Genomic DNA, 25200 nt, shown 5'->3' with positions numbered 1-25200 from the left:
ACGGCGGAGTGAAATGGATGTCAGGGAAACAGTCTGCAAAACCCCGCTTCGGCGGGGTTTTCTTTTGCCCGCGAAAAAGTCAGGCAGGCGCCTGCGGGGCATTCATTACGTCTTCCAGCAGCGTGCGCAATAACGCCACCGTTGCTTGCTGGCGCTGTACATCGCGGCACACCAAGCCCACTTTCAGCGCCACCCGGGGTTCGCTCAAGGGTTTCCACAGCAGCGCCTTGCTGTTGTGCTCATCCTGGGAGCGCCCGGGCAGTACCGTGGCCAGCTTGGTATGGGGCAGGCTGTCGAGAATGCCGACCATGGTATTCAGTTCGGCCTGTACCTGTGGCCGGCGCCCGAGGTTGGCGAGCTGGCCCTGCCAGATCTGCCGCACCTGAAACTCCTCTCCCAGTAGCAACATCGGTAATTCGGCCGCCTGTTTCAGCGAGACCTTCTTGAATTCGCGCAAGGGGTGGTCTTCCGGGATCACGACCTTTAATTCGTCTTCATACAACAGCACGCCGTGCAGCCCCGGCTGGCGCGGCGGCAGGTAGCTGATGCCGATGTCCAGCGAGCCGTTGAGCAAGCGCCGTTCAATCTCCAGGCCGGTCAATTCGTAGATCTGCACCACCAGATGCGGTTGGGCCTTGCGCACGCGCTCAAGCATTTGCGGGACCAGGCTGGTGTGCACCGTTTGCAGCACGCCGATGGCCAGCGTGCGCATGGCCTGGCCCTTGAAGTTGCGCAGGGCTTCGACGGCCTGTTGCATACCGTCGATCAGCGGCAATGCGTGGTTGTACAAGGTATGCGCGGCCAGCGTCGGCAGCAGGCGCTTGCTGCTGCGCTCGAACAGGCTCACGTCCAGGTTCTGTTCCAGCTGGCGAATCTGTTGCGACAGGGCCGGTTGGGAGATCGACAGACGCTCCGCAGCGCGGCCCACGTGGCCTTCCTCATACACCGCGACGAAATAACGCAGTTGCTTGAAATCCATAAGGCTTACTTATCGAAAAAGCTGGAAAATCGAAATGGCCGGTGGGCCCCGAGACGCCTAGTCTAGCGCCTATTCGCAAGGCTTACAGGGCCGGATCTGGCAATGAATAGCGTTTATGTTGATGGCATTTACATAGGCAAGACAAAAAACCTCGAGGCAGTCTTTGCACAGGATTGCGACCAAGGTCAGGTTGCCATTGGGGGTGAGGTGTGAATCTGTTTCGTCGCCCTGCGCCGAGCCTGGACGATCTGATCCTCGACGCGCCGCACGAGGATCTGCCCAGCGATTCGCTGATGCCCACCGTCGCAAGGCCTGCGCAGGTCTTCGTGCGCGGCCAGGGCTCCTGGCTCTGGGACAGCGACAACCGTGCATACCTTGATTTCAGTCAGGGCAGCGCCGCCAACAGCCTGGGCCACAGCCCGCAGGTGCTGATCAAGGCCCTCGCCGATCAGACTCAGGCGCTGATCAACCCCGGCAATGGCTTGCACAATCGCCCCCAACTGAACCTCGTCGACCGGTTGTGCCATCACACGCGCAGTGATCAGGGATACCTGCTTAATAGCGGCGCTGAAGCCTGCGAAGCTGCGATCAAGCTGGCGCGCAAATGGGGCCAACAGCACCGCGGCGGCGCGTACCACATCATCAGCGCCAGCAACGGTTGCCATGGCCGTAGTTTCGCGGCCATGGCGGCTTCGACCGGGGCGGGCGGCAACCGTTTTGAACCGCAATTGCCGGGCTTCAGCCATGTGCCTTTCAACGATCTGCCTGCGTTGCACGCGGCGGTCGATGCACAGACGGTGGCCATCATGCTGGAGCCGATTCAGGGCGCAGCCGGCGTGATCCCCGCCACCGAGCACTACCTGAAAGGTGTTGAACGCCTGTGCCGCGAGCTGGGCATCCTGCTGATTCTTGATGAAGTGCACACCGGCATCGGCCGCTGCGGCACCTTGCTCGTCGAACAACAGTACGGCGTGCGCGCCGACATCATCACCCTTGGCAAAGGCCTGGGCGGCGGCGTGCCGTTGGCGGCCCTGCTGGCGCGTGGCAAGGCCTGTTGCTTCGAGCTGGGCGAGCTGGATGGCACCCACCATGGCAACGCGTTGATGGCAGCGGCCGGGGAGGCGGTACTAAAAACGGTACTGGAGCAGGGCTTTCTGGAGCAGGTGCGCGAGTCCGGCCTTTACCTTGGCGAAGGCCTCGCCCGCCTGGCTTATCGCTACGATCACGGCCAATTGCGCGGCCATGGCCTGATGTGGGGCCTGACATTGTCGGATGATTCTGCAGATGCCGTCGTAAAAGCAGCACTGCACGAAGGTTTGATCCTTAATGCCGCGCAACCCAACGGCCTGCGCTTCACCCCAGCCTTGACGGTCAGCAAAAGCAATATCGACGAAATGCTTTTGCGCCTGGCTCGCGCCTTCTCCCGAGTGCGCACCGCGCAGTTGCAATGCCGCAAGGGCATCGCCGTTTAACCCACATTCCAGAACCGTCTCGCGGCCTACGCGGCGCCCTCAGCCTGATTCTTTTGGCTGGGGGCGTTTTTTTGTCTGCGCACTTCAAGGTGGCCCAGTGCCAGAACCCACTGAACCCTTACGAGTGCCCAAGGTCGATTAGCTACACGGCTCACACGAGCCGATTATTTGGAGCTGACCCATGGACATCATTCGCATCATCATCGCCATTCTGCTGCCGCCACTGGGTGTGTTCCTGCAAGTGGGTTTCGCCGGCGCGTTCTGGCTGAACATCCTGCTGACCCTGTGCGGTTACTTCCCGGGCATCATTCACGCCGTGTACATCATCGCCAAACGCTAAAACTGTCAGCCTTTTGCAATGAGCCGCGAGTTGCGCTCGTTGCGAAAGGCCAATTGCTCGATGGTCTGGGTGGCGTGTTCGGCTTCTTCCCGCGCTTGCAGGATGATGCCGTGCTGCTCGGACTTGCTGCACACCGGGTCGGCGTTGCTCGCGTCGCCCGTGAGCATGAACGCCTGGCAGCGGCAGCCGCCGAAGTCCTTTTCCTTTTCATCGCATGAACGGCACGGCTCGGGCATCCAGTCGTAGCCGCGAAAGCGGTTGAAGCCAAACGAGTCGTACCAGATGTGCTGCATGCTGTGGTCGCGCACGTTGGGAAATTGCACCGGCATCTGTCGGGCACCGTGGCAGGGCAGGGCAGTGCCGTCCGGTGTTACGGTCAGAAAAATACTGCCCCAGCCGTTCATGCAGGCTTTTGGGCGTTCTTCGTAGTAGTCCGGTGTAACGAAGATCAGCTTGCACGGGTGGCCTTCGGCTTCGAGTTTGGCGCGGTATTCGTTGGTGATGCGTTCGGCGCGCACCAGCTGTTCTTTGGTCGGCAACAACCCCACACGATTGAGCTGCGCCCAACCGTAGAACTGGCAGGTAGCGAGCTCGACGAAGTCTGCTTCCAGTGCGATGCACAGCTCGATAATGCGGTCGATTTTGTCGATATTGTGCCGATGCGTGACGAAGTTCAGCACCATCGGATAGCCATGCGCCTTTACCGCGCGAGCCATTTCCAGCTTTTGCGCGAAGGCTTTTTTCGAGCCGGCCAGCAGGTTGTTCACCTGCTCGTCGCTGGCCTGGAAGCTGATCTGGATGTGGTCCAGGCCAGCTTTCTTGAAGTCGCTGATTTTTTGCTCGGTGAGGCCGATGCCGGAGGTGATCAGGTTGGTGTAAAAGCCCAGCTTGCGCGCCTCGGCGATCAGTTCGGCAAGGTCCTGGCGTACCAGCGGTTCACCGCCGGAAAACCCCAGTTGCGCGGCGCCCATTTCCCGCGCTTCGCGAAACACTTTGATCCATTGCTCGGTGCTCAGCTCCTTGCCCTGCTCGGCGAAATCCAGCGGGTTTGAGCAGTACGGGCACTGCAGCGGGCAACGGTATGTCAGCTCGGCGAGCAGCCACAGCGGCAGGCCAACGGGTGGCTTTTCAGGCAAGTTCGATCCAGTGCTCAGCACGGGCGACCTCCATGAAATCCTCGATGTCTTGACCGAGTTCAGGTACGCCGGGGAATTGTTTATCCAGCTCGGCGATGATGGCAGCCACGTCGCGTTCGCCATCGATCAGACCACCAATCAATGCGGCGCTGTCGTTGAGCTTGATCATGCCTTCGGGGTAGAGCAATACGTGGCCTTTTTGCGCGGGCTCGTACTGGTAGCGATAGCCCTGGCGCCAGGTCGGTGTTCTGCTGCGATCAAAGCTCATAGGGTGATCCCTTTATGCCATACACGCTGATCAGTCACGCTGTGATATGGCGGGCGATTCAGTTCATAGGCCATGCTCATGGCATCCAGCATGCTCCACAAGATGTCGAGTTTGAACTGGAGAATTTCCAGCATGCGCTCCTGACCTTCGCGAGTGGTGTAGTGCTGCAACGTGATCGCCAAGCCGTGTTCCACATCGCGTCGGGCCTGGCCCAGGCGGGTACGGAAATACTCATAGCCGGCCGGGTCGATCCACGGATAGTGCTGCGGCCAGCTGTCGAGGCGCGACTGGTGGATCTGCGGCGCGAACAGCTCGGTCAGCGAGCTGCTGGCGGCTTCTTGCCAACTGGCACGGCGGGCAAAGTTGACGTAGGCATCCACGGCAAAACGCACGCCGGGCAGCACCAGTTCCTGAGACCGCAGCTGGTCCGGGTCCAGACCAACGGCCTGGCCCAGACGCAACCAGGCTTCAATACCGCCGTCTTCACCGGGAGCGCCGTCGTGGTCGAGCAGGCGCTGGATCCACTCGCGGCGGATCTCGCGGTCCGGGCAATTGGCCAGGATCGCGGCGTCTTTCAGCGGGATATTCACCTGATAGTAGAAACGGTTGGCGACCCAACCCTGGATCTGCTCGCGGGTAGCGCGGCCTTCATACATCGCCACGTGGTACGGGTGATGGATATGGTAAAACGCGCCCTTGGCCCGCAAGGCATGCTCGACCTCGGCGGGCGTCAGTGGTGTGTCAGTCATGTGGTCTGCTCCTACAATTCAATGCTCATGCCGTCGTAAGCCACTTCAACATTACGCCGTGCCAGCTCGGCCCGTTCGGGGGAGTCTTCATCGAGGATCGGGTTGGTGTTGTTGATGTGGATCAGCACCTTGCGCTGCTCGGGCAACTGCTCCAGCACTTCGAGCATGCCGCCGGGGCCGTTCTGAGCCAGGTGGCCCATCTCGCGACCGGTGCGGGTGCCGACGCCACGGCGCTGCATCTCATCGTCGTCCCACATCGTGCCATCCACCAGCAGGCAATCGCTGCCGGCCATGATCTCCAGCAACGGCGCATCGACCTTGCCCAGCCCAGGGGCGTAAAACAGTTTGCCGCCGGTGCGCAGGTCTTCGACGATCAGGCCGATGTTGTCGCCTGGGTGCGGGTCGAAGCGGTGTGGCGAGTAGGGCGGCGCTGCGCTGCGCAATGGCAGCGGCGTGAAACGCAGGTTGGGGCAGGCCGGGATGGTGAAGCTGGCGTCCAGCTCGATGCGGTTCCAGGCCAGGCCGCCGTTCCAGTGCGTGAGCATGGTGAACAGCGGGAAACCGGTACTCAAATCTTCATGGACCATGTCGGTGCACCACACCTGGTGCGGGCAGCCTTCGCGCAGGCTCAACAGGCCGGTGGTGTGGTCGATCTGGCTGTCCATCAGGATGATCGCGCTGATACCGGTATCGCGCAGCGCACGGCCGGGTTGCATCGGGGCGAAGCCTTGCAGTTGCGCGCGGATATCCGGCGAAGCGTTGCACAGTACCCAATTCACGCCATCGTCGGAAATCGCGATGGACGACTGAGTGCGCGCCTGGGCCCGCAGGCTGCCGTCACGAAAACCTGCGCAGTTCACGCAGTTGCAGTTCCACTGCGGGAAGCCACCGCCGGCGGCGGAACCTAGAATCTGGACAAACATGATTGCTCCATCACGCAAAGCTCAAAACAAAAACGCCCCGGGCGAACCGAGGCGTTGTATTACTCAGCCAATCAACGGCTGGCGAAGTACATGGTGACTTCGAAACCGATACGCAGATCAGTGTAAGCAGGCTTGGACCAGGTCATATTCATACTCCTACGAAGGGATGGGACGTTCACTACTCATACATATAGTCCACCTCCAATCGGAGATGTTCAGAGGTGTGCGGATGAATGTTACGCAATTCTTTTCAAGTTAGCGCTGTCTTGGTGGCAAAAGCCTTTTGCAGGGCCAGCAATGATCAGCCTGCCGTTTGCCAGGAACCGTTGATGGGCGGGCCGTTGGCCACACAGCGCCAACCGCCTGCAGCGTCATTGAGCTGCCCTGCGGCACGTTGCAGATCCTCGCGCGTGCAGGTTCGGATCAGCTGTTGAAGTGGCGCCAGATAACCCGACGAATGGCCAGCCAGCTGCGCCTGCCAGAGCAATTCGGCGGCTTGGGCGATCGGTAATGCCTGTGCCGTGAATTGCTCTGCCAGGGTTTGGTTGCCCAATTCGGCGCTGTTGTCGATCAACGCCGCAAGCTGCGCCAGGAAGGTCTGCACGTGCTCGAAGATCCCGGTCAGGGGTACGCTGGGTGATTGCACGCCAAACAGCAGGCCGGTTTGCCCGTTGATCTGTCGGATGCCGCTGAACACGGCGTAGCCGATTTGCAGTTCGACGCGCAGTTTTTGGTAAAACGGCCCCTGGAGCAGATGCCCGAGCAGTCGCCATGCCGCTTCATCGGCCAGGGATTGGCTTGGCGTTGGGCAAAACAGCAGCAACGCGGCTTCGCGGGCGTCGGTATTCACTTCGTGCCAGAGCCGCTGGCCGTCGAGGGTTTTCGGCGTGTGTTCGAAGCTTCCCGGCTGGCCTGGCAATCGCGCGGCTGCGGTTTTGATCGCCGCTTCACTGGCAGCGGGCAAACCTGTGCCCAGGCCCTGCCAGCGTGCGGTGGTCCATGACGATGGCGTCTCGCCGGCCCCGCAAGCGATGCCGGCACAGCACACAGGCAACGCCTTGAGCAGCTCCCGAATGGCAATCATCGGCGTTTGTGCGGGTGACGGCAGCGGCTCATCGGACTGGCTCAAGTTAAGCGCCAGCGCCTCGACCACAGCCGCGATTGGTTCGTGAAGGCCGACTATTTTCACGCGCCATTCATTGCCGAGGGTTTCGAAGGCCAATTCGACGCCCGCCTGACGGGCCTGCTCACGCAACGGCTGCAACGCATGTTCCAGGCCTGCGGGTACCAACGAATCAAAGCGCCATTGCAGGTACAGCGCGCCTTCGTCGGTGTCATCCGCCAAGGCCTGGCTGAACGTCAGCGCCGACACTTCCCGTCGTCCCCGCGAGCGATCCTGGGCGAACGTGCGCAAGCCACGGTGGGCGCTGGTCTGGCCGCGAATCAGGCCGGCGCGCGCTTGCTTGACCGCTGGGCGCAGGAAGGGGTTGTTGGGCGGCAGTTGCCAAGCGTGCTCGGAGGGCGGTAGGTGCAGTGAATCGAGCAGGTTCTTCAGGGCCGCCACGCCCTGTTCCGATAGATCCTCGCTGTCGTTGCGGGCCAGCGCCAGGGCGCCCTGGATTTGCTGCTGGCGAGCGTTCAGCAAGGCGAACTCTTCTCGCAACGGCGTCCAGTCGCTCTGTGCGAAAAAGCTCAACCAGTCGTGCAATAACGCTTCGACCTGAGTAGCCGACCCGTCTTGAGCGAAGAGGGAAAAGTCGATATCCAGCAGCGCTTGCCCGGCGAAGTGATACAGCACGGACGCGTGCAGTGCGTGGGCCACGTTTCGCGTCTGCAGCTCGGCCAGTAACCCGCCGGGCGCCGGGGCGTTCAGCCAGGTGCAGAGAAAATCCAGCGCTTCGCGGGGCACGTCACAGGCAATGACGTGGTGCCGATGATTATCGGCGGTGTATTGATAACTCACTGCTTGATCGGGCAACAGCGCAGGCGGCTCGGCCTGTGGGTGCAAAGGCCCGCAAGCCAGTGCCTCGCTGAATCGCTGCGCCAAGGCTTCCAGCTCGTCCAGCGGCTGCGGGCCGGCCAGGCTCAACGTCATCTGCCCGCTCTGATAGAAGTGCGTGTGAAATTCGCGCAATGCTTGCTGAAATGCCTCACGCTCCACCGGCAGGCTGTCCCGGTTGCCGGCGTGAAAACCGCGCAGTGGATGATCGGCGGCCAAGCCCTCCAGCAGCGCGACCTGCTGCTGAGCCTGGGCATCCTGGGACCATGCAACAAACTCTGCGTGCAACACTTCGCGCTCACGCAACTGGTCCTCAATCGCCAGGCGCGGGTGGGCCAGCATGTCCGCCAGGCGCTCAAGCCCGTCGGTAAAGGTCGTCAGCGGCAATTCAAAGAAGAAGTCCGTCGTACGCTCCCGGGTACTCGCGTTGACCTGCCCGCCATGGCGCTGCACGTAGGCCATCAGCCCTTCATTTGCGGGAAAACGCTGCGTGCCGAGAAACAACAAATGCTCAAGAAAGTGCGCCAGCCCCGGCCAGGCCAAGGGCACGTCATGGCTGCCGGCAGCCACGCGCAGCACCGCAGCGCAACGCTTCAAACGTGGCGCATGGCGCAGGGAAACCCGCAGGCCATTGGCCAGGGTCAGGTGAAGGTGATGAGGGTGGGCCGGCGCAGGCATGGGCACTTCCGAAACGTAGGAGGTGGCCATGTTATCAAACCGCTGGCGAACCGGCTGGGTCAGGGCTTGTGCAGTGCGCCGTACAGCTCGGGGCGACGGTCTTGCAGGTAGTGGTTGGCGGCGCGGGCGTCGAGGATGGACTGGCGGTCCAGCGCCCCGACGATCAACGTCTCATCCAGCCCGGCCTGGGCGATGCGCTGCCCATTCGGCGCGGCGATGCTGCTTTGCCCGCAATACTGAATCTCGCCTTCCTGCCCGCAGTAGTTGGCGTAGGCCACATAACACTGGTTTTCAAAGGCCCGCGCCCGCACGGTGACGTCGGCGACAAAGTCGAACGGCACCATATTGGCAGTCGGCACCAGGATCAACTCGGCACCGGCCAGCGCAAGGCGACGGGTATTTTCCGGAAATTCCAGGTCGTAGCAGATCAAGAAGCCAAGCTTCCAGCCGTTCAATTCCACCAACGGGAAATCATCTTCCCCGGCACTGAACATCGAGTGGTCCAGGTCGCCAAACAAGTGGGTCTTGCGGTAGTTGCACAGGCGCTGGCCGTGGGCGTCGATCAACTGCACGGCGTTGTAGATCTGCCCGTCCTCGGCGCGCTCCGGGTAGCCGTATAGAATCGCCAGCCCGGCGCTTTTGGCGAGTGTGGCAATCGCCTGCGCGGACGGCCCATCCTGAGTTTCGGCAAGGGCGCCGACCGCTTCGGCGCCGATGTTGTAGCCGCTGAGGAACATCTCCGGCAGCACCAGCACATCGGCATCCGAGGCCTCATGCGCCAGTGGGTGCAGGCGCTTGAGGTTACCGGCCACATCCAGTGGCAGCGGCGGGCATTGGTACAGGGCAACGCGCATGCTCAACTCCTTAATCGGCCAGGGCGATCGGGCCGATTTCGTCAAAGACATCACCTGGCCCTGGGTTCTCCGGATGCGTGCTGCCGCCGAAGTGGGTCATGATGCCCCACACCGCGTTCAGCGAGGTTTGCACCGCGCCTTCGACCCAGGCCGGCGTCCAGGACACGTCATCACCGGCAATAAAAATCCCACGTTGTTCAGCGGGCATGTCCTTCTGCATGAAGTGCGCATACATCCGCTGGTTGTAGCGATAGTGGCCGGGCAGCGCGCCTTTGAAAGCCCCGAGGAAATGCGGGTCGGCTTCCCAGGACACGGTGATCGGGTCGCCGATGATGCGCGCCTTGATGTCGACTTTCGGGTAGATCTTTTTCAGGGCGTCGAGGGCCAGTTTCACTCGCTTGTCGATGGGCTGCGGGAGCATTTTCAACGCGTCGCTCATCCACGAGTACGACAGGCAAATCACGCCCGGCTTGTCGTCGCCGTTGTCGAACAGGTAAGTGCCACGGGTCAGGCGATCGGTGAGCGTCATGCTCATCAGGTCGCGGCCGGTTTCCGGGTCTTTGTCTTTCCAGAACGGGCGGTCGACCATCACGAAGGTTTTCGACGACTGCATGTAACGGGTGCGGTCCAGGGCCATCCACATTTTTTGCGAGAACAGGGTTTCGTCGCATTCGATCTGGGTGGTCAGCAGCCAGCTTTGGCAAGTGGTCAGCACGGCGGCGTATTCACGCGTGTCGCCGTAGTTGTCGGTCACAGCAAAGCGGCCATCGGCGGCGTGGGCTATACGGCTCACACCGGCCCGTGGCGCACCGCGATGCAACGAGCTGAGGCTGGTGCCGGCCGGCCAGTGCGCACAACGCTGTGGCACATGGCGCCAGATGCCCATGGGCACTTGCGCCACGCCGCCGACGACCAAGTGCTGGTGGTCGTCGCAGTTGGTCATCACCACGCGGAAAATTTCGAGCATCGAGTTGGGGAAATCCGAGTCCCAGCCGCCGGTGCCGAAACCTACCTGACCAAACACTTCGCGGTGCGCAAACGAGAGTTTGGCAAAGGCCTTGGACGTGGCGACGAAGTCATAGAAGGTGCGGTCGTCCCACAGCGGCACCAGCTTATTCCACAACGCTTTGAGGCGTGGTACGTCGCGGTCGCGGATGGCTTGCTGGATATCACCGAACTGCGAACCGGCTTCCAGTGCATCGGCCCAGGCGTCGGCAACTTCCTGGAACAGCACCGGCAAGTCCGAGAGCTTTTGTGCGTAGTGAGTCTGGCCTTCGAGGTCGATCACCGTGCTGCCGGAGGCGGGCGTCAGCGGGTTGGGGAAGGGTTTGGTCTCCAGGCCCAGCTTGTCCACATAGTGGTAGAACGCGGTCGACGACACCGGAAAACGCATGCCGCCCAGCTCGGCGATGATGCCCTCGGCCCCTTCAAACGCCTGGGAGCGCAAGCGGCCGCCCATCTTCGAGGCTTCGTACACCACTGGCTTGAGGCCCAGCTTCATCAGCTCGTAAGCGGCCACCAGGCCCGCGATCCCTGCACCGACAATCGCCACTTCGGCGCCATGGTTGGCGGCCGGAATGCTGCCCAGGCCGGCCGGATGCTCAATCCAGTCATCAAAGGCAAACGGAAAGTCCGGGCCAAAGATGGTGATGGGTTTTTTACCGTCGGCGGGGTGGCGATGGGTCTTGCTGATGGTGCTGGACGGAATGCTCATGGCTGACCTTACTGGCGACTCGGCGGGATGTGGCCCGTTGAGTATAGGAAAAGATGGCAGCCAGTTTAGGGAGCGTAGCGTTCGTTAATAAGACGCAAAGTGTCGTCGTATTGGATTGTTTTCAGTCAGAGTGACGAAGAGGGTGGTCAGACTGGCTGGCCACGGTCCAATTTGTTACTGAGGATGATCGACGTGGTGGTTTTTTCCACGCCATCGACACTGCCAATCTGGTCCAGCAATTGATCGAGCTGCTCCGGTGAATCGGTGCGCAGCCAGGCCACGTAATCAAATTCGCCACTCACCGCACACAGCTGCTGTACCTGCGCCATTGCACTCAACCGACGCAACACTTCCTTGCCCGAGCGCGCTTGCACGGTGATCCCGACATACGCCTGCAAACCACCATCGACCACACGCTGCCCGAGGCGCACGCCATAGCCGGTAATCACCTGGGTTTTCTCCAGGCGCGCCAGACGCGACGTCACCGTGGTGCGCGCAATGCCCAACTGCCGGGCAAGCATGGCCACGCTTTCGCGAGCGTTGATCTGCAAGGCGGCGATCAGTTGGCGATCGATTTCATCGAGGACGGGCAAGGGCAGGGCTCCAGTGCGGGCGGCAATGGGTCGCCATGTTACAGGCTTGCGCCCGTCTGGAGCGCTGCGATCTGCGAGATTAAGGCGCCTTGCAGACTTTCGCGGCGGCGGGATCGTTCGGGATAAACGAGTCCGGCGCGCCGGGCTTGAGCACCACGTAGCCACGGCGCCATGGCTGGTCGTCGATCAGCTTCCAACGATGGCCGGTGCCGGTGTTGTCTTCGGCGACCAGCACTTCACCGGGGTGCAGGGTGAACGTCTCGTCGCCTCGGGTAGCGAAGGCCAAGGTGCCGGAGAGGGTCATGACGTACTGCGGCTCGGGATCGTTATGCCAATCGTAAGAAGCGTGCGCCGGGGTTGTCTTGAAATGAATGGCAGTGACGTCGTTGCGCATGCTCGGGTCGATGGTGCCCTCCAAAACGTGCGAGGCGTTGTCTGCGCCGGTGCAGAGCTTGTACGCCTTGATGGTGGCCGGGGCGGGCGATGCTGCGTGTGCGCAGTTCAGGGTGGCGAAGGTGATGGCGAGAGCGCCTGCGGTGCGCAGGCTGAGGGTAAAAAAGGCGCGGGGTGAACGGTTGGCCTGAGGCATGGAGCCGGGTTCCTCGTGCTGGTTGAGTGACCGGCCATGGTCTGTGCCGCAGCAGTTGAGGACAATTAACAAATCTTTCATTGCTGACAAAGGCGTGGGAGCCAGCGTCTCCTTTTCCATACGCTAGACACGCGAAAGCCGCGCATTGCGCGGCTTTTTTGTTTGGTGGGCCCACACGGACTTGAACCGTGGACCAAAGGATTATGAGTCCTCTGCTCTGACCAACTGAGCTATAGGCCCTTGTAACAGGTCGCGGATTATAACGATGGTTTCCCCGCTGTGCCATCCGAAAAGTCTGAAACCCTCAGATGAAGAAAAGCCTCGGCAAAAAGCTCGGGCGGCAGGGGCAGGCTGACGATGTAGCCTTGCATCTGTTCACAGCCTTCGGCGGCAAGAAAGGCTTGTTGCGCGGGGTTTTCCACGCCTTCGGCGATGATGGTGAATTGCATGCTGTGGCCCAGGGCGATGATGGCGCGCACGATGGCGGCGTCGTGCGGATCGTCGGGCAAGCCGCGCACGAAGGACTGGTCGATTTTGAGGAAATCCAGCGGCAAGCGCTTGAGGTAGCTGAGGGATGAATAGCCGGTGCCGAAATCGTCAATCGCCAGCTGCACGCCCAGGCGTTTGAGTTGGTGCAGCACTTCCAGGGCTTCCTCGGCCTGGCTCATGATGAAGTTTTCGGTGATCTCCAATTGCAGGCAGCCGGGCTCCAGACGGTAGTCGCGCAGCAGCTGTTCAATGCGCGCGAGCAGGTTGGGGTGGCGCAGTTGTGCGCCGGCGAGGTTGACCGACAGTGGGCCGAAATCCTCATAAACCGTTTGCCAGGCGTGCAGTTGTTGGCAGGCCTGTTCCAGTACCCAATCGCCGATCTGCAGGATCATGCCGTTCTCTTCGGCGAGGGGGATGAAATGCTCAGGCGGCACGTCGCCAAAGGTTGGATGGCGCCAGCGGATCAGGGCTTCGGCGCCGATCAGTTCGTGGGTCGCCAGGCTCAGCTTGGGTTGGTAATACAGGCTCAGTTCGTCACGTTCGATGGCGCGGCGCAGTTCGTGTTCCAGGGCCACGCGCTCGTTGGCTTGGGCGGTGAGGTCACGGGTGTAGCTTTCGACGCGGTTGCGGCCCTTGGCCTTGGAGCGGTACATCGCCGCGTCGGCGTTTTTCACCAGGGTGGCGACGTCAGTGCCGTCCTGCGGGTACAGGCTGGTGCCGATACTCGCGCTGATAAAGAATTCGTGCTCGCCGGCCTGGAACGGCGGAGTGAAGCAGGCGAGCAGCTTGTTGGCCAGGTGCGCGGCATCGCTGGCGTGTTGCAGGCCGGGCAGCAGGATGATGAATTCGTCGCCGCCCAGGCGTGCCACGGTGTCGACATCGCGCAGTTGCTCTTTGAGGCGCACGGCGATGTCCTTGAGCAGCAGGTCGCCGATGGGGTGGCCAAGGCTGTCATTGATGTGTTTGAAGCGGTCCAGGTCCAGAAACAGCACGGCGCCTTGGTTACCGCTTTCCTGCTGGCCATTCAGTGCGGCCTGCAACCGGCTTTCGAACAGGGTGCGGTTGGGCAAGCCGGTCAGTGGGTCATGGTGTGCCTGGTAGTCGAGGCGCGCCTGGGCGTGCTTGAGGCTGGAGATGTCGGCAAACACGGCGACAAAGTGGGTGATCAACTGTTCGCGGTTGCGCACGGCACTGATGGTCAGCCAACTGGGGTACAGCTCGCCGTTCTTGCGGCGGTTGGAAATCTCGCCCTGCCAGTGCCCGTGAGCGGTCAGCTGGTGCCACATGGCTGCATAGAAGGCGCTGTCGTGCAGGCCGGAGGCGAGCAGGCGCGGCGTGCTGCCAAGGGCTTCGGCTTCGCTGTAGCCGGTGATTTCGCTGAACGCGCGGTTGACGGCACTGATGTTCTGCCGGGTGTCGGTGATCAACACACCTTCGGCAGTGCTCTCAAACACCGTGGCGGCCTGTTGCAGTTTTTCCTGCATGAACTGGCGTTCGGTGATGTCTCGCGCAATGGTCAACATGCAATCTTCATCGCCGATCGGCAGTGGGCGACTGGACACTTCGCAGAGGCGAATCTGCCCGTCGTTGCGGCGTATATGGCAGACGAAATCGCGCACAAACCCGTCGCGCTGCATCAGCTCCAACATGTGTTTGCGTTCGTTGAGGTCGACCCAGATACCCAGGTCCAGGGTTGACTGGTCGAGCGAGGTCACACTGGTGAAACCGGTAATACGGCTGAAGCCCTCATTCACTTCAATCAGCAGCCCGTCACGTTGACGGCTCAGCAGCAGGCCATCGGGTGAGGCGTGGAAGGCTTTGGCGAATTTCTCTTCGGACGTTTGCAGCTGTTGCTGGGTTTCTTTGAGCTGGGTGATATCGCGCACCACCACCACCAGGGCTTCGGTGGTGTCGAGTTGGAACGGTTGCGCCGAGATCAGCCCCGTAAACGCCTGGCCGTTGCTGCGTCGGAACGACATTTCGAGGTTGCGGATGCTGGTGGTCTGCACGCGTTGCAACAGGTCGGGCCCGACGCCCTGAATGCCCCAGATATTCAGTTCTGTGGCGGTCTTGCCCACCACTTGCTCGGCGCTCAGGCCGATCTGGTCTTCGAACGCCTTGTTGACCTCCAGCAGGCAGCCATCGGACATCCGCGCAATCACCAGGATGTCCGGGCATTGCTGGAACACCGAGGCAAATTTCTGCTCGGAAAGCTGCAGGGCTTCTTCGGTGCGCTTGGCTTCGCTGATATCGATCATCAAACCGCGCAGCACCGGCTCATGCCCGTGTTCGATAAGGCTGACAATGTCACGTACCCACAGGCAGCGCCCGTCGGCAGTGATCACTCGGTAATCGAGGCTGTGGTCGCGGTTGGCGCGGGTTTCCCGGTAGCAGTAAGCCTCGGCGCGCGTCAGGTCGGCGGGGTGGATGATGTTGCGCCAGAACCCTGGAATCAGCCAATGCGCGCGGGGGTAGCCGAGCAGCTCTTCGGCATGCGGCGACACATAGCTGTAGGTGAAGTCCGTGATGCTGGCTTCCCAAGCGATGGCGGACAGGCTCTCCACCAGGCCGCGGTAGTGGTATTCGCTGCTGCGCAGTTCTTGCTCAAGGGCAACCCGCCGGGATATTTCCGAACTGAGCCGACGATTGATCCGAATCACGATGGCCAGCACGGTACTCAACAGCAGCACGGCTGGCAGGCCGTACATCAGCAGGTCGGCCCAGAACATGCGGTGATCGGTGAAGCTGCCTACCCAGTGTTGCTGGATGGCGTCGGTTTCGTCCGAACTGAGGTCGGCGAGCACCTTGTCCAGGATACCCACCAGCATTTTCTCATCGCGCGGTACGGCCATTGCCAGTTGATAGCGGTAGGGCGTTTCACCGCTGACGTATAACCCATCGAGTTTGAGTTGGCGCAGGCTCCAGACGCTGGAGGCAAGATCACCGACGACGGCATCCACTTCATCAGTGGCCAGGGCTTGCAGCGTCGAGCTGACGTTGGGCATGGCCACCAGGTTGAGGTCGGGATGGTGGGTGCGCAGCAATTCGTGGGGCGCGTAGTTCTCCACCACGGCGATCTTCAGCCCGTAAAGGTCCTTGAGGTTGCGCGGTTTGGCGCCGCCTTCGTGGGCGAGGATGACAATGGGAAAGTCCAGATACGGCCGCGTGAAGGCCAGGAAACCCTGGCGCTCCGGGGTGGACATGATGCCGGGCAGCAGGTCGAGCTGGTTGTTTTTGGCCTGTTCGAGCACGGCGGTCCAGTTGGCGGGCTCGATCAGGTTGATCCTGACGCCCAGGCGGTCCTGGATCAGGCGTACGTAGTCGGCGGCAAGGCCCTGATAACGGCCATTTTCGTCACGGTATTCGAAGGGTGGCCAAGAGGTGTCCACTCCCAGTCGCAGCTCTTGATGGTCCGCCAGCCAGCCACGCTCTTCATCGGTGAGAGTCAACGCGCCAGCCGTTGCGGTCCAGGTGAGCAGCGACAGCAGTATCACGGTCGGCAGTCTGGGCATAACGGTCTCGTTATGGCACGGGGAATGTTTCGAGTGTAGACGGGCATTGCGGGGGAGGGGTGTTGCGCGGCAGTTAATCTGTAGAAAGTGATCTGCACAAAGCAAAACCCCCGGCCTGGGCCGGGGGTTCTGGTATCACTCGTCGAGGAAGGAGCGCAGATGCTCGCTTCGCGTCGGGTGGCGCAGCTTGCGCAGTGCCTTGGCTTCGATCTGACGGATCCGCTCACGGGTCACGTCAAACTGCTTACCGACTTCCTCAAGGGTGTGGTCGGTATTCATGTCGATGCCGAAACGCATGCGCAGTACCTTGGCTTCACGGGCAGTGAGGCCGGACAGTACGTCGCGAGTCGCTTCTTTCAGGCTCTCAACAGTGGCGACATCGATTGGCGACTGCATGGTCGAGTCTTCGATGAAGTCACCCAGATGGGAGTCTTCGTCATCACCAATCGGCGTTTCCATGGAGATCGGCTCTTTAGCGATCTTCAATACCTTGCGGATTTTATCCTCAGGCATTTCCATGCGTTCGCCCAGCTCTTCCGGGGTGGGTTCGCGACCCATTTCCTGCAACATCTGCCGGGAAATACGGTTGAGCTTGTTGATCGTCTCGATCATGTGCACCGGAATACGGATGGTGCGGGCCTGGTCGGCGATCGAGCGAGTGATCGCCTGACGGATCCACCAGGTGGCATAAGTCGAGAACTTGTAGCCGCGACGGTATTCGAACTTGTCCACAGCCTTCATCAAGCCGATGTTGCCTTCCTGGATCAGATCGAGGAATTGCAGGCCACGGTTGGTGTACTTCTTGGCGATGGAGATCACCAGACGCAAGTTCGCTTCAACCATCTCTTTCTTCGCGCGGCGGGCTTTGGCCTCACCGATCGACATGCGACGGTTGATGTCCTTGATTTCGGCAATCGTCAGACCGGTTTCAGTCTCAAGCGCAGTCAGCTTCTGCTGGCAGCGGATGATATCGGGCTGCAGACGACCAATGGCTTCGGCGTATTTCGCCTTGCCTTTGGCCAGTGCGTCGGTCCAGCTTTCGTCAACTTCGTTGCCCGGGAACTGGCGCAGGAAGTCAGCACGCGGCATGCGCGCATCACGTACGCAGAGCTGCATGATTGCGCGCTCTTGGGCACGCAGACGTTCAAGGGCACTGCGAACACGTTCAACCAGGCCTTCGAATTGCTTCGGCACCAGCTTGATCGGCATGAACAGCTCAGCCAGGGCGATCAGCTCGGCAATGGCCTGCTTGTTGCCGCGACCGTGCTTTTTCAGCGCCTTACGGGTGATTTCCATTTGATCGGAAACCGCACCGAAACGCTGGGCCGCGATGATCGGGTCCGGACCGCTTTCAACTTCATCTTCGTCGTCGCTGCTGGCTTCAGCATCGTCGTCTTCGGAATCGTCGTCGGCTTTCGCGGCTTTCGCATCGACAGGCGGCGGTACTTCGGCAGCAGGCGGCGCAATGCCATCGTCCGGGTCGATATAACCGCTCAGAACGTCGGACAGGCGGCCACCTTCGGTGGTAACGCGGGTGTACTCGGAGAGAATGTGGTCAACCGTGCCAGGGAAGTGCGCAATTGCGCCCATCACTTCACGGATGCCCTCTTCGATACGCTTGGCGATTTCAATTTCGCCTTCGCGTGTCAGCAACTCGACCGTACCCATTTCACGCATGTACATGCGCACAGGGTCCGTCGTGCGACCGATATCGGTCTCCACTGCTGCCAACGCTGCTGCTGCCTCTTCGGCCGCAGCCTCGTCAGTATCGGCGTCGGCCAGCATAAGGGAATCCTTATCTGGCGCAGTTTCGAATACGTTGATCCCCATGTCGTTAATCATGCGGATGATGTCTTCCACCTGCTCTGGATCTGAAATATCCTCAGGCAGGTGGTCGTTGACCTCGGCGTAAGTCAGGTAACCCTGCTCACGACCCAGTGTGATCAACTCTTTGATACGAGACTGCTGTTGCGCTTTTCCGGACATAACACCCTATCCACTGAAGGTCTTGGCGGGCAAAAAACAAGCCGAGGATTATACCCGAGCTATGACCTCACACGCCAGCTGAGGTCGGGTTTGATGCGGAAACATTCTGTTTTAAGAGGTCGCGCATCTGTTTTGCTATCTGAATCTGCTCTTCAGCCGATAATCCCGGCTGCCTTGCTCTCTTGATGAGTTCATCGAGGGTCTGCGTGTGCTGACCCGCGGATAACCTAGTAATGGTGTCTAAAAACTGTTGTTCAAGGTTATCGCCGTCAATTAGCCACTCCTTTTCTGCGAGTGCTTTCAAGAGGCGGCCTTGTTCGGTGCCATGCCAGCGAGCCATCAACTGAATTGAGTTTAGCTTAGGATTTTTCTGTACCGCCTCGATCAAGGCGATCAGTACCTGAGCGTAAGTGTTGCTCTCGTTGGCAAAATGGTCGGCGCTCTCAACTTTCTTCGCCAATTGCGGGTAGTGGATCAGCGTGCGCAACGCAATCAGCGTCGGGGCTTCCACCGCCACCGGCGTGCGTGGCGCGTAGGCCTCGTCACGATCGCCGCGCTTGCCGTTCTTGCTCCAGGGTTTCTTGTCCCATTTCTTGCCGCCGGCGCCGGGTTTCTTCGGTGTCCACTCCTGCTGGGGCGCGTAGGCCTCCTGCGGTTGGTGAAAGTCCGAGTAGTCCGGCATGGCGTCGTAATCCATGCCTGGGTCGTAAGCCGGCGGTGCGTCTTGCGGCGCGTTGTGCACCAGCTGGCTGACGGCCTCGCCGCTCAAGCCGGTGATTTCCAGCAGGCGCATGCGCATCAGTGATTTCAGGTTGGCGCCCGGTACTTTGTCGATCAACGGTGCCGCGAGCGTGGCCATGTGGGCCTTGCCTTCAAGGGACCGCGGATCGGCTTCTTCGGTCAATTGCTGGAAGAAATAGTCGGCCAGCGGCTGCGCATGTTGATTGATGCGCGCGCGGAACGCGTCGGTGCCTTCGGAGCGCACCAGGGTGTCCGGGTCTTCACCTTCGGGCAAAAACAGGAAACGTGCACGGCGGCCATCCTGCAGGCTCGACAGCGTGGCTTCGAGCGCACGCCAGGCGGCATTGCGGCCGGCCTGATCGCCGTCGAAGCAGAACAGCACGCTGGGCACCACGCGAAACAGGCGCTTCATGTGTTCTTCGCTGGTGGCGGTGCCCAGGGTGGCTACGGCATTGCGCAGTCCTTGCTGGGCGAGGGCGATCACGTCCATGTAGCCCTCAACCACGATGATTTCATCGAGATTGCGGTTGTTTTTACGCGCTTCGAACAGACCGTAGAGTTCCTGACCCTTGTGAAACACCGGGGTTTCCGGGGAGTTCAGGTACTTGGGTTTGTCGTCGCCGAGCACTCGGCCGCCGAACGCGATGATCCGGCCACGGCTGTCGCGGATCGGAAACATAACGCGGTCGCGGAAGCGGTCATAGCGCTTGCCGGTCTCGGCGTTTTCCACCAGCAGGCCGGCGTCGATCATGGCTTTCTGCTGCAGGGTGTCGCTGCTCAGGTGCTTGTAGAGGTTATCCCAGCCTGGCGGCGCGAAACCCAGGCCGAAGTCCCGGGCAATTTCACCGGTAAGGCCGCGACCCTTGAGGTATTCGACAGCGGCCTTGCGCTGCGGATGGCTTTTGAGCGCCTGGCGGTAGAAGTCGGCAGCGGCCGTCAGCAGCGGGTACAGCGGCGAGTCGGTGGGCTGCCGCGGTTTGTGCGTGCGGCCACTTTCTTCGCGGGGGATTTCCATGCCGGCGGCTTTGGCCAGGTCCTCGATAGCCTGGGGGAAGTCCAGGTTGTCGTGGTCCATGAGAAAGCCGAGAGCATTGCCGCCCGCGCCGCAGCCGAAGCAGTAGTAGAACTGCTTGTCGGGGCTGACGCTGAACGAGGGGGTCTTTTCTTTATGGAACGGGCAGCAGGCGGTGTAGTTTTTGCCGGCTTTTTTCAATTGCACGCGCGAGCTGACAACATCGACGATGTCGGTGCGGTTCAGAAGGTCGTCAATAAAGCTCTGGGGAATTAGCCCGGCCATGGCGTTCTCGTCATCACTGCGTATCAATGAGGCCCGCGAAGTGTTCAGGCGCACACATTGTGCGGCTCGATCAACTGTCGTCTGGTTGGGCTGTCAGGGAGTGTATCTGCCGAACATTCACTGACGTTAATTTCTATCAGTGTTCGGCCTGGAAATGTTGCCCGGGCGTCCGGTGTTGGCCAATGGCGGGCCTCGGAAACGCATCGTTGGGCACAGCCGACACGGTTGATCGTCTGTTTGAAGAATGAGTGTGCTCGTCAGTAGCCTTGTTAGGCTCGTCAGAAGAGACGCGCACCGCTGGCAAAAGAGCCAGTCCTGACGTGTGAAGCAGTGTCTCGGTCGCGTGTGCGGCGTCGACGGTGAAGCATCAAGCGATATCCGCAAATGCCAATAGCCCGGCTGAGGGCCGGGCTTGGCAGAAGCTTGCTACGTAAGTCTGTGTATTAGTACAGACGAACGGCGCGGCGCTGCTCGCGCTGAACTTTCTTAGCGTGACGCTTAACAGCGGCTGCTGCTTTGCGCTTACGCTCAGAAGTTGGCTTCTCATAAAATTCGCGGCTACGAACTTCAGCCAGAACACCGGCTTTTTCGCAGGAGCGCTTGAAACGACGCAGAGCTACGTCGAAGGGTTCGTTCTCTTTTACTTTGACGGCTGGCATCCAGAGCTACCTTCTTTCATTACCGGGAATCAACGTTCTCGTCGCAAAAAATTCGCGGCTGAGGTCGTCGGTTTTTAAGGGTTGCGGATGTTAACCCCTCATTGCCCGGAATGCAAAGCCTCTGATCGAAAACCGCTAGTCGGGAGGGGGAGTGGCGACTATTATGCGCGCCTTCGAATTCAGCCTCTACAAGGCGCAAACCCATGCTAGTACTGGGACTTGAAACCTCCTGCGACGAAACCGGTGTCGCACTTTACGACAGTGAACGCGGGCTTTTGGCCGATGCACTGTTCAGCCAGATCGACCTGCACCGAGCCTATGGCGGTGTGGTGCCGGAGCTCGCCAGCCGCGATCACGTCAAGCGCATGCTGCCGTTGATTCGCCAGGTGTTGGACGAGGCCGGCTGCGTGCCGACCGAGATCGACGCGATTGCCTACACCGCCGGCCCCGGATTGGTCGGAGCCCTGCTGGTTGGGGCTTCTTGCGCCCAGGCGCTGGCGTTTGCCTGGGGCATTCCGGCCCTCGGCGTGCACCACATGGAAGGCCATTTACTGGCACCCATGCTGGAAAAAACACCGCCACAGTTCCCGTTCGTCGCTTTGTTGGTTTCCGGTGGGCATACGCAGCTGGTTCAGGTCGATGCGATTGGCCAATACACGCTGTTGGGCGAGTCTCTGGACGATGCCGCCGGTGAAGCGTTCGACAAGACCGCGAAGATGATGGGCCTCAATTATCCGGGCGGTCCGGAAATCGCACGTCTCGCCGAAAAAGGCGTACCGGGCCGTTACACCTTCCCGCGTCCAATGTGCGATCGCCCGGGCCTGATGTTCAGTTTCAGCGGTTTGAAAACCTCCGCACTGAACACCTGGCAGCAAAGCGTCAGCGCCGGGGACGACAGTGAGCAAGCCCGTTGCGACATCGCACTGGCGTTCCAGCAGGCCGTGGTGGAGACTTTGACCATCAAGTGCAAGCGCGCCCTGAAACAGGCGGGCATGAAGCGCCTGGTGATCGCCGGCGGCGTCAGTGCCAACAAAGCGTTGCGCACCTCGTTGGAAAAAATGCTCGGCGACATGCAGGGCGACGTGTTTTATGCGCGCCCTGAGTTCTGCACCGACAACGGTGCAATGATCGCCTACGCCGGTTGCCAGCGTCTGCAGGCCGGCCAGCATGAAAGCCTGGCGATCAGCGTGCAGGCACGCTGGCCGATGGAGCAACTTTCACCGCTGTAAGGGCTCACGTGAGCCGGGCTCATCGAGCGTATTTAAAAATGCCGTTCGCGCCCGGCAAACAGGTCGCGTAAATTGCCGCGGTGGCGCCAGACGATCAGCAGTGTCAGCACGCTCATCGGCAACAGCGCTGCAGGCGCCTGCCAGGCCAGCAATGGCAGGGTGAGCGGTGTGGCGATCAATGCGGCCAATGAGCTGGTGCGGGTCAGGTAGAACGTCAACAGCCAGGCCAGCACGGCCAACAGCGCTGCTGGAGGGTAAATCCCCAGCAGCATGCCGGCCGCCGTGGCGACACCCTTGCCGCCGCGAAAGCGGAAGTACAGCGGAAACAGATGGCCGAGGACAGCGCACACGCCCACCCAGGCCTGCTGTTGCAGGGTGAGGCCGGCGAGGCTGGCGATGAGTACGGGCAACAGGCCCTTGCAGATATCGCCCAGCAGCGTCAGCACGGCGAGTTTTTTGCCGGCCAGGCGCAACACGTTGGTGGCACCGGCATTGCCTGAGCCACTCATTCGCGGATCGGGATTTCCCGTCAGGCGGCTGAGCAAAATGGCGAAGGACAGCGAGCCGAGCAGGTAGGCGAGAATCGCCAGTGACCAAAACATGCTAACTATTCCGGGCGAGGACGCCCTGATTCTAACGGGGCAACGCGCCCTTGTCGTGCTGCGGAGAAGAGCTTGGACAGAGTGTTTATCGAAGGCCTGGAAGTCGACACCGTGATCGGGGCCTACGACTGGGAGCGCGGCATCAAGCAATGCCTGCGCCTGGACCTGAGCTTCGCCTGGGACAATCGCCCTGCTGCTGCGGGTGACGACCTGACCCTGGCGCTCGATTACGCCAGCGTGTCCGCGCGTATTCAGGCCTTTGCCGAGCAGTCCCAGTACCAACTGGTAGAAACCTTCGCCGAACGCCTGGCCGAAGTGCTGATGAGCGAGTTCCAGATTCCCTGGTTGCGCCTCAAGCTGACCAAGCCGGGTGCCGTGCCGGCAGCCAAAGGCGTGGGCGTGGAGATCGAGCGCGGATGTCGCTAACTCAGGTTTACCTTGGCCTTGGCAGCAATATCGAGCGCGAGCGCCATCTGCGCGCTGGCCTGGATACGCTGGCGAGCTTCTTGACGGATATGCGCTGCTCGCCCGTGTTCGAAAGCCAGCCGGTGGGGATCAAAAGCGGGCCGTTTTTCAACCTGGTGGTGTCGGCCTATACCGATTTGCCGTTGATGGAGCTGGATCGTCGGTTGAAATTCATCGAGGCCGACAATGGCCGCTACGCGCCGGACCGCAAAGGGCTGCCGCTGGATATCGACGTGCTGCTGTATGGCGAACTGGTCGGGAATTTCGACGGCTTGGTCCTGCCGCGCGCAGAAATCCTCAAAAACGCCTTTGTGCTGTGGCCGTTGTCGTTGATGGCGCCGAATCGCGTGCATCCCGAGGTGGGCGAGACATTGGCCGAGCTGTGGCGTGATGCGCAGATCGAACAGGTGCTGGCACCTGTCGCGTTTGAATGGCAAAACCAGCCACTCACCCCGAAAAATCTCCTGTAACGCTCGTCTGCCCGGATTCAAACGTGGACGCTGGCTAGCAAATCCCCTGTGGCGAGCGGGCTTGCCCCGCGTTGGGCTGCGTAGCAGCCCCACAACAGGCGCTGAGGTTTACCAGGAAAACCTCGGTGTCTTTACTGGGGCCGCTGCGCAGCCCAACGCGGGGCAAGCCCGCTCGCCACAAAGCTTGCTCGCTACACGTTGTGGTGTTCCTTGTAGGCTTTCAGCGCCTTGAGCCGCTCGCGCTTGAGCGCCTCGCCCAGCTCAGGGCCTTTGAAGCCTTTCTCCAGCAACGGCGCCACCGCGACTTCGCGCGCAACCTTGGCCGCGCCGCGTAAATAATCCGCCTGTGGATAACTTCGTTGCTCAAGGCCTTTGCGGCCGCGTGCATCCATTTCACAGCTCGCCACAAATTCCTCAAAGCGCTGCGGCCGGCGGTACACGTCAAAACTCTGCAGCAGCTCCAGCAATGTCGAGGCTTTCAGCTCCAGGGCGCGATGACCATGGGTGTGATATTGGCCCACCAGCAGCGCCAGCTCCTGGCAGTCCCTTGGCACCTTGAAGCGTTCGTTGACCGCCTTGATCAGCGTCAAGCCTGTCTTTTCATGAGCAATATGCTGCGGCAACTTATCCACAGCCGTCAGGCCCTTGCCCACGTCATGCAGCAGGCAGGCCCAGCGTACCGTGAGGGGTTGTTTGTGCAGGGCGGCCTGTTGCAGCACGCTCAAGGTGTGCAGGCCGGTGTCGATCTCGGGGTGATGGGCCTCCGGCTGCGGCACGCCGAACAGCGCGTCCACTTCCGGCATCAAGGTTTTCAGCGCATGGCAGTCGCGCAGCACCTGGATGAACACCTGAGGTTGATCTTCCATCAAGGCCCGGGAGATTTCCTTCCAGCTTCGCTCGGGCGTCAGGGCTTCCAACTCGCCGGACTCACTGAGTTGGCGCATCAGTCCGAGCGTGTCGGGCGCTACCGTGAAACCCAGGGAGGCATAACGCGCTGCGAAGCGCGCAACACGCAGTACACGCAAGGGATCTTCGGCGAACGCCGGGGAAACATGACGCAGAATGCGCGCCTGCAGGTCGCGCTGGCCGTGGTAAGGATCGGTCAGGTTGCCGTCGCCGTCCTCCGCCATCGCGTTGATGGTCAGATCGCGACGCATCAGGTCTTCTTCCAACGTGACCTCGGGGCTGGCATGAAACACAAAGCCACCATAACCCCGGCCACTCTTGCGCTCGGTGCGGGCCAGGGCGTACTCATCGCCGTTTTTCGGGTCCAGGAACACCGGGAAGTCAGCACCCACCGGCTTGTAGCCCTTGGCGAGCATTTCTTCAGTGGTTGCGCCGACGACCACGCGGTCGATATCGGTGACCTCGATGCCGAGCAAACGATCACGCACCGCGCCGCCAACTGTGTAGATTTTCATGAAAAAGCCTCCATTAGCGGCACAGGATACCGCCT

22 protein-coding genes and 1 tRNA gene are annotated in these 25200 nt (G+C 60.9%); 5 read left to right on the top strand and 18 right to left on the bottom strand.

Translation table 11 applies throughout. The features are described from left to right. Window positions 1–79: 79 nt before the first annotated feature. Window positions 80–979, bottom strand: coding sequence for a LysR family transcriptional regulator (locus NTD89_RS20465; protein WP_145157477.1), 900 nt, complete (start codon window positions 977–979; stop codon window positions 80–82). Window positions 980–1188: 209 nt separating this feature from the next. Between NTD89_RS20465 and NTD89_RS20460 the strand changes: the two genes are divergently transcribed. Next, a complete protein-coding gene (locus tag NTD89_RS20460) occupies window positions 1189–2451 on the top strand; it encodes an aspartate aminotransferase family protein (protein ID WP_262209346.1) in 1263 nt (420 codons plus the stop codon). Window positions 2452–2632: 181 nt separating this feature from the next. Further along, the gene (locus NTD89_RS20455) at window positions 2633–2791 is read left to right on the top strand and encodes a YqaE/Pmp3 family membrane protein (RefSeq protein ID WP_010207008.1); all 159 of its coding nucleotides are present in this window, start codon (window positions 2633–2635) and stop codon (window positions 2789–2791) included. Window positions 2792–2796: 5 nt separating this feature from the next. On the opposite strand, the gene pqqE is transcribed toward NTD89_RS20455, so the two are convergent. The 15 genes from pqqE to rpsU all read right to left on the bottom strand — a co-directional run bounded on the left by pqqE (window position 2797) and on the right by rpsU (window position 20978). Beyond that, window positions 2797–3948, bottom strand: a complete 1152-nt coding sequence (pqqE, locus tag NTD89_RS20450) for a pyrroloquinoline quinone biosynthesis protein PqqE (protein ID WP_106575539.1) — start codon at window positions 3946–3948, stop codon at window positions 2797–2799. Continuing rightward, complete coding sequence (pqqD, locus tag NTD89_RS20445; RefSeq protein WP_017138041.1) at window positions 3920–4195, bottom strand: pyrroloquinoline quinone biosynthesis peptide chaperone PqqD; 276 nt, start codon at window positions 4193–4195, stop codon at window positions 3920–3922. Before pqqD ends, pqqE begins: the two co-directional genes overlap by 29 nt. Next, entirely contained in the window at window positions 4192–4944 is a 753-nt protein-coding gene (pqqC, locus tag NTD89_RS20440) for a pyrroloquinoline-quinone synthase PqqC (RefSeq protein WP_262209342.1), read from the bottom strand. Before pqqC ends, pqqD begins: the two co-directional genes overlap by 4 nt. An 11-nt stretch (window positions 4945–4955) precedes the next feature. Then, entirely contained in the window at window positions 4956–5867 is a 912-nt protein-coding gene (gene pqqB, locus NTD89_RS20435) for a pyrroloquinoline quinone biosynthesis protein PqqB (protein WP_106575537.1), read from the bottom strand. A 71-nt stretch (window positions 5868–5938) separates the two neighbouring features. Further along, complete coding sequence (gene pqqA, locus NTD89_RS20430; protein WP_003194766.1) at window positions 5939–6013, bottom strand: pyrroloquinoline quinone precursor peptide PqqA; 75 nt, start codon at window positions 6011–6013, stop codon at window positions 5939–5941. A 155-nt stretch (window positions 6014–6168) separates the two neighbouring features. After that, complete coding sequence (gene pqqF / locus NTD89_RS20425) at window positions 6169–8544, bottom strand: pyrroloquinoline quinone biosynthesis protein PqqF (RefSeq protein ID WP_262209437.1); 2376 nt, start codon at window positions 8542–8544, stop codon at window positions 6169–6171. A gap of 59 nt (window positions 8545–8603) precedes the next feature. After that, window positions 8604–9398, bottom strand: a complete 795-nt coding sequence (locus NTD89_RS20420) for a carbon-nitrogen hydrolase family protein (RefSeq protein ID WP_262209340.1) — start codon at window positions 9396–9398, stop codon at window positions 8604–8606. Window positions 9399–9408: 10 nt separating this feature from the next. Further along, entirely contained in the window at window positions 9409–11091 is a 1683-nt protein-coding gene (locus NTD89_RS20415; RefSeq protein WP_106576069.1) for a flavin monoamine oxidase family protein, read from the bottom strand. A 167-nt stretch (window positions 11092–11258) separates the two neighbouring features. Beyond that, the gene (locus tag NTD89_RS20410; protein ID WP_106575534.1) at window positions 11259–11705 is read right to left on the bottom strand and encodes an Lrp/AsnC family transcriptional regulator; all 447 of its coding nucleotides are present in this window, start codon (window positions 11703–11705) and stop codon (window positions 11259–11261) included. A 79-nt stretch (window positions 11706–11784) separates the two neighbouring features. Further along, a complete protein-coding gene (locus NTD89_RS20405) occupies window positions 11785–12294 on the bottom strand; it encodes a hypothetical protein (RefSeq protein WP_262209339.1) in 510 nt (169 codons plus the stop codon). Window positions 12295–12457: 163 nt separating this feature from the next. Next, window positions 12458–12534, bottom strand: a tRNA-Ile gene (locus NTD89_RS20400). A gap of 17 nt (window positions 12535–12551) precedes the next feature. Further along, a complete protein-coding gene (locus tag NTD89_RS20395; RefSeq protein WP_145157467.1) occupies window positions 12552–16295 on the bottom strand; it encodes a bifunctional diguanylate cyclase/phosphodiesterase in 3744 nt (1247 codons plus the stop codon). Window positions 16296–16430: 135 nt separating this feature from the next. Beyond that, entirely contained in the window at window positions 16431–18281 is a 1851-nt protein-coding gene (gene rpoD / locus NTD89_RS20390) for an RNA polymerase sigma factor RpoD (protein ID WP_106575532.1), read from the bottom strand. A 67-nt stretch (window positions 18282–18348) separates the two neighbouring features. Then, a complete protein-coding gene (gene dnaG, locus NTD89_RS20385; protein ID WP_262209338.1) occupies window positions 18349–20319 on the bottom strand; it encodes a DNA primase in 1971 nt (656 codons plus the stop codon). A 443-nt stretch (window positions 20320–20762) separates the two neighbouring features. Continuing rightward, complete coding sequence (gene rpsU, locus NTD89_RS20380) at window positions 20763–20978, bottom strand: 30S ribosomal protein S21 (RefSeq protein ID WP_002551877.1); 216 nt, start codon at window positions 20976–20978, stop codon at window positions 20763–20765. Between the two features lie 203 nt (window positions 20979–21181). Here rpsU and tsaD point away from each other — a divergent pair, with 203 nt between their 5' ends. Further along, the gene (gene tsaD / locus NTD89_RS20375; RefSeq protein WP_106575530.1) at window positions 21182–22207 is read left to right on the top strand and encodes a tRNA (adenosine(37)-N6)-threonylcarbamoyltransferase complex transferase subunit TsaD; all 1026 of its coding nucleotides are present in this window, start codon (window positions 21182–21184) and stop codon (window positions 22205–22207) included. A gap of 32 nt (window positions 22208–22239) precedes the next feature. Here the strand turns inward: tsaD and plsY are convergent, their stop codons facing one another. Next, entirely contained in the window at window positions 22240–22809 is a 570-nt protein-coding gene (gene plsY / locus NTD89_RS20370; protein WP_262209336.1) for a glycerol-3-phosphate 1-O-acyltransferase PlsY, read from the bottom strand. Between the two features lie 72 nt (window positions 22810–22881). On the opposite strand from plsY, the gene folB reads away from it, so the two are divergent. Together folB and folK are read left to right on the top strand one after the other, a co-directional pair. Continuing rightward, window positions 22882–23235, top strand: a complete 354-nt coding sequence (gene folB, locus NTD89_RS20365; protein WP_106575528.1) for a dihydroneopterin aldolase — start codon at window positions 22882–22884, stop codon at window positions 23233–23235. Further along, a complete protein-coding gene (gene folK / locus NTD89_RS20360) occupies window positions 23226–23744 on the top strand; it encodes a 2-amino-4-hydroxy-6-hydroxymethyldihydropteridine diphosphokinase (RefSeq protein WP_262209333.1) in 519 nt (172 codons plus the stop codon). Before folB ends, folK begins: the two co-directional genes overlap by 10 nt. 191 nt (window positions 23745–23935) lie before the next feature. On the opposite strand, the gene NTD89_RS20355 is transcribed toward folK, so the two are convergent. Then, complete coding sequence (locus NTD89_RS20355; RefSeq protein WP_262209331.1) at window positions 23936–25165, bottom strand: multifunctional CCA addition/repair protein; 1230 nt, start codon at window positions 25163–25165, stop codon at window positions 23936–23938. Between the last annotated feature and the right edge of the window lie 35 nt (window positions 25166–25200).

The sequence above is a fragment of the Pseudomonas sp. 14P_5.3_Bac1 genome, assembly GCF_025466135.1.
Lineage (GTDB): Bacteria > Pseudomonadota > Gammaproteobacteria > Pseudomonadales > Pseudomonadaceae > Aquipseudomonas.
The sequence above is the reverse complement of the archived record's forward strand: the minus strand, read 5'-3'. Positions and strand labels throughout refer to the sequence as shown.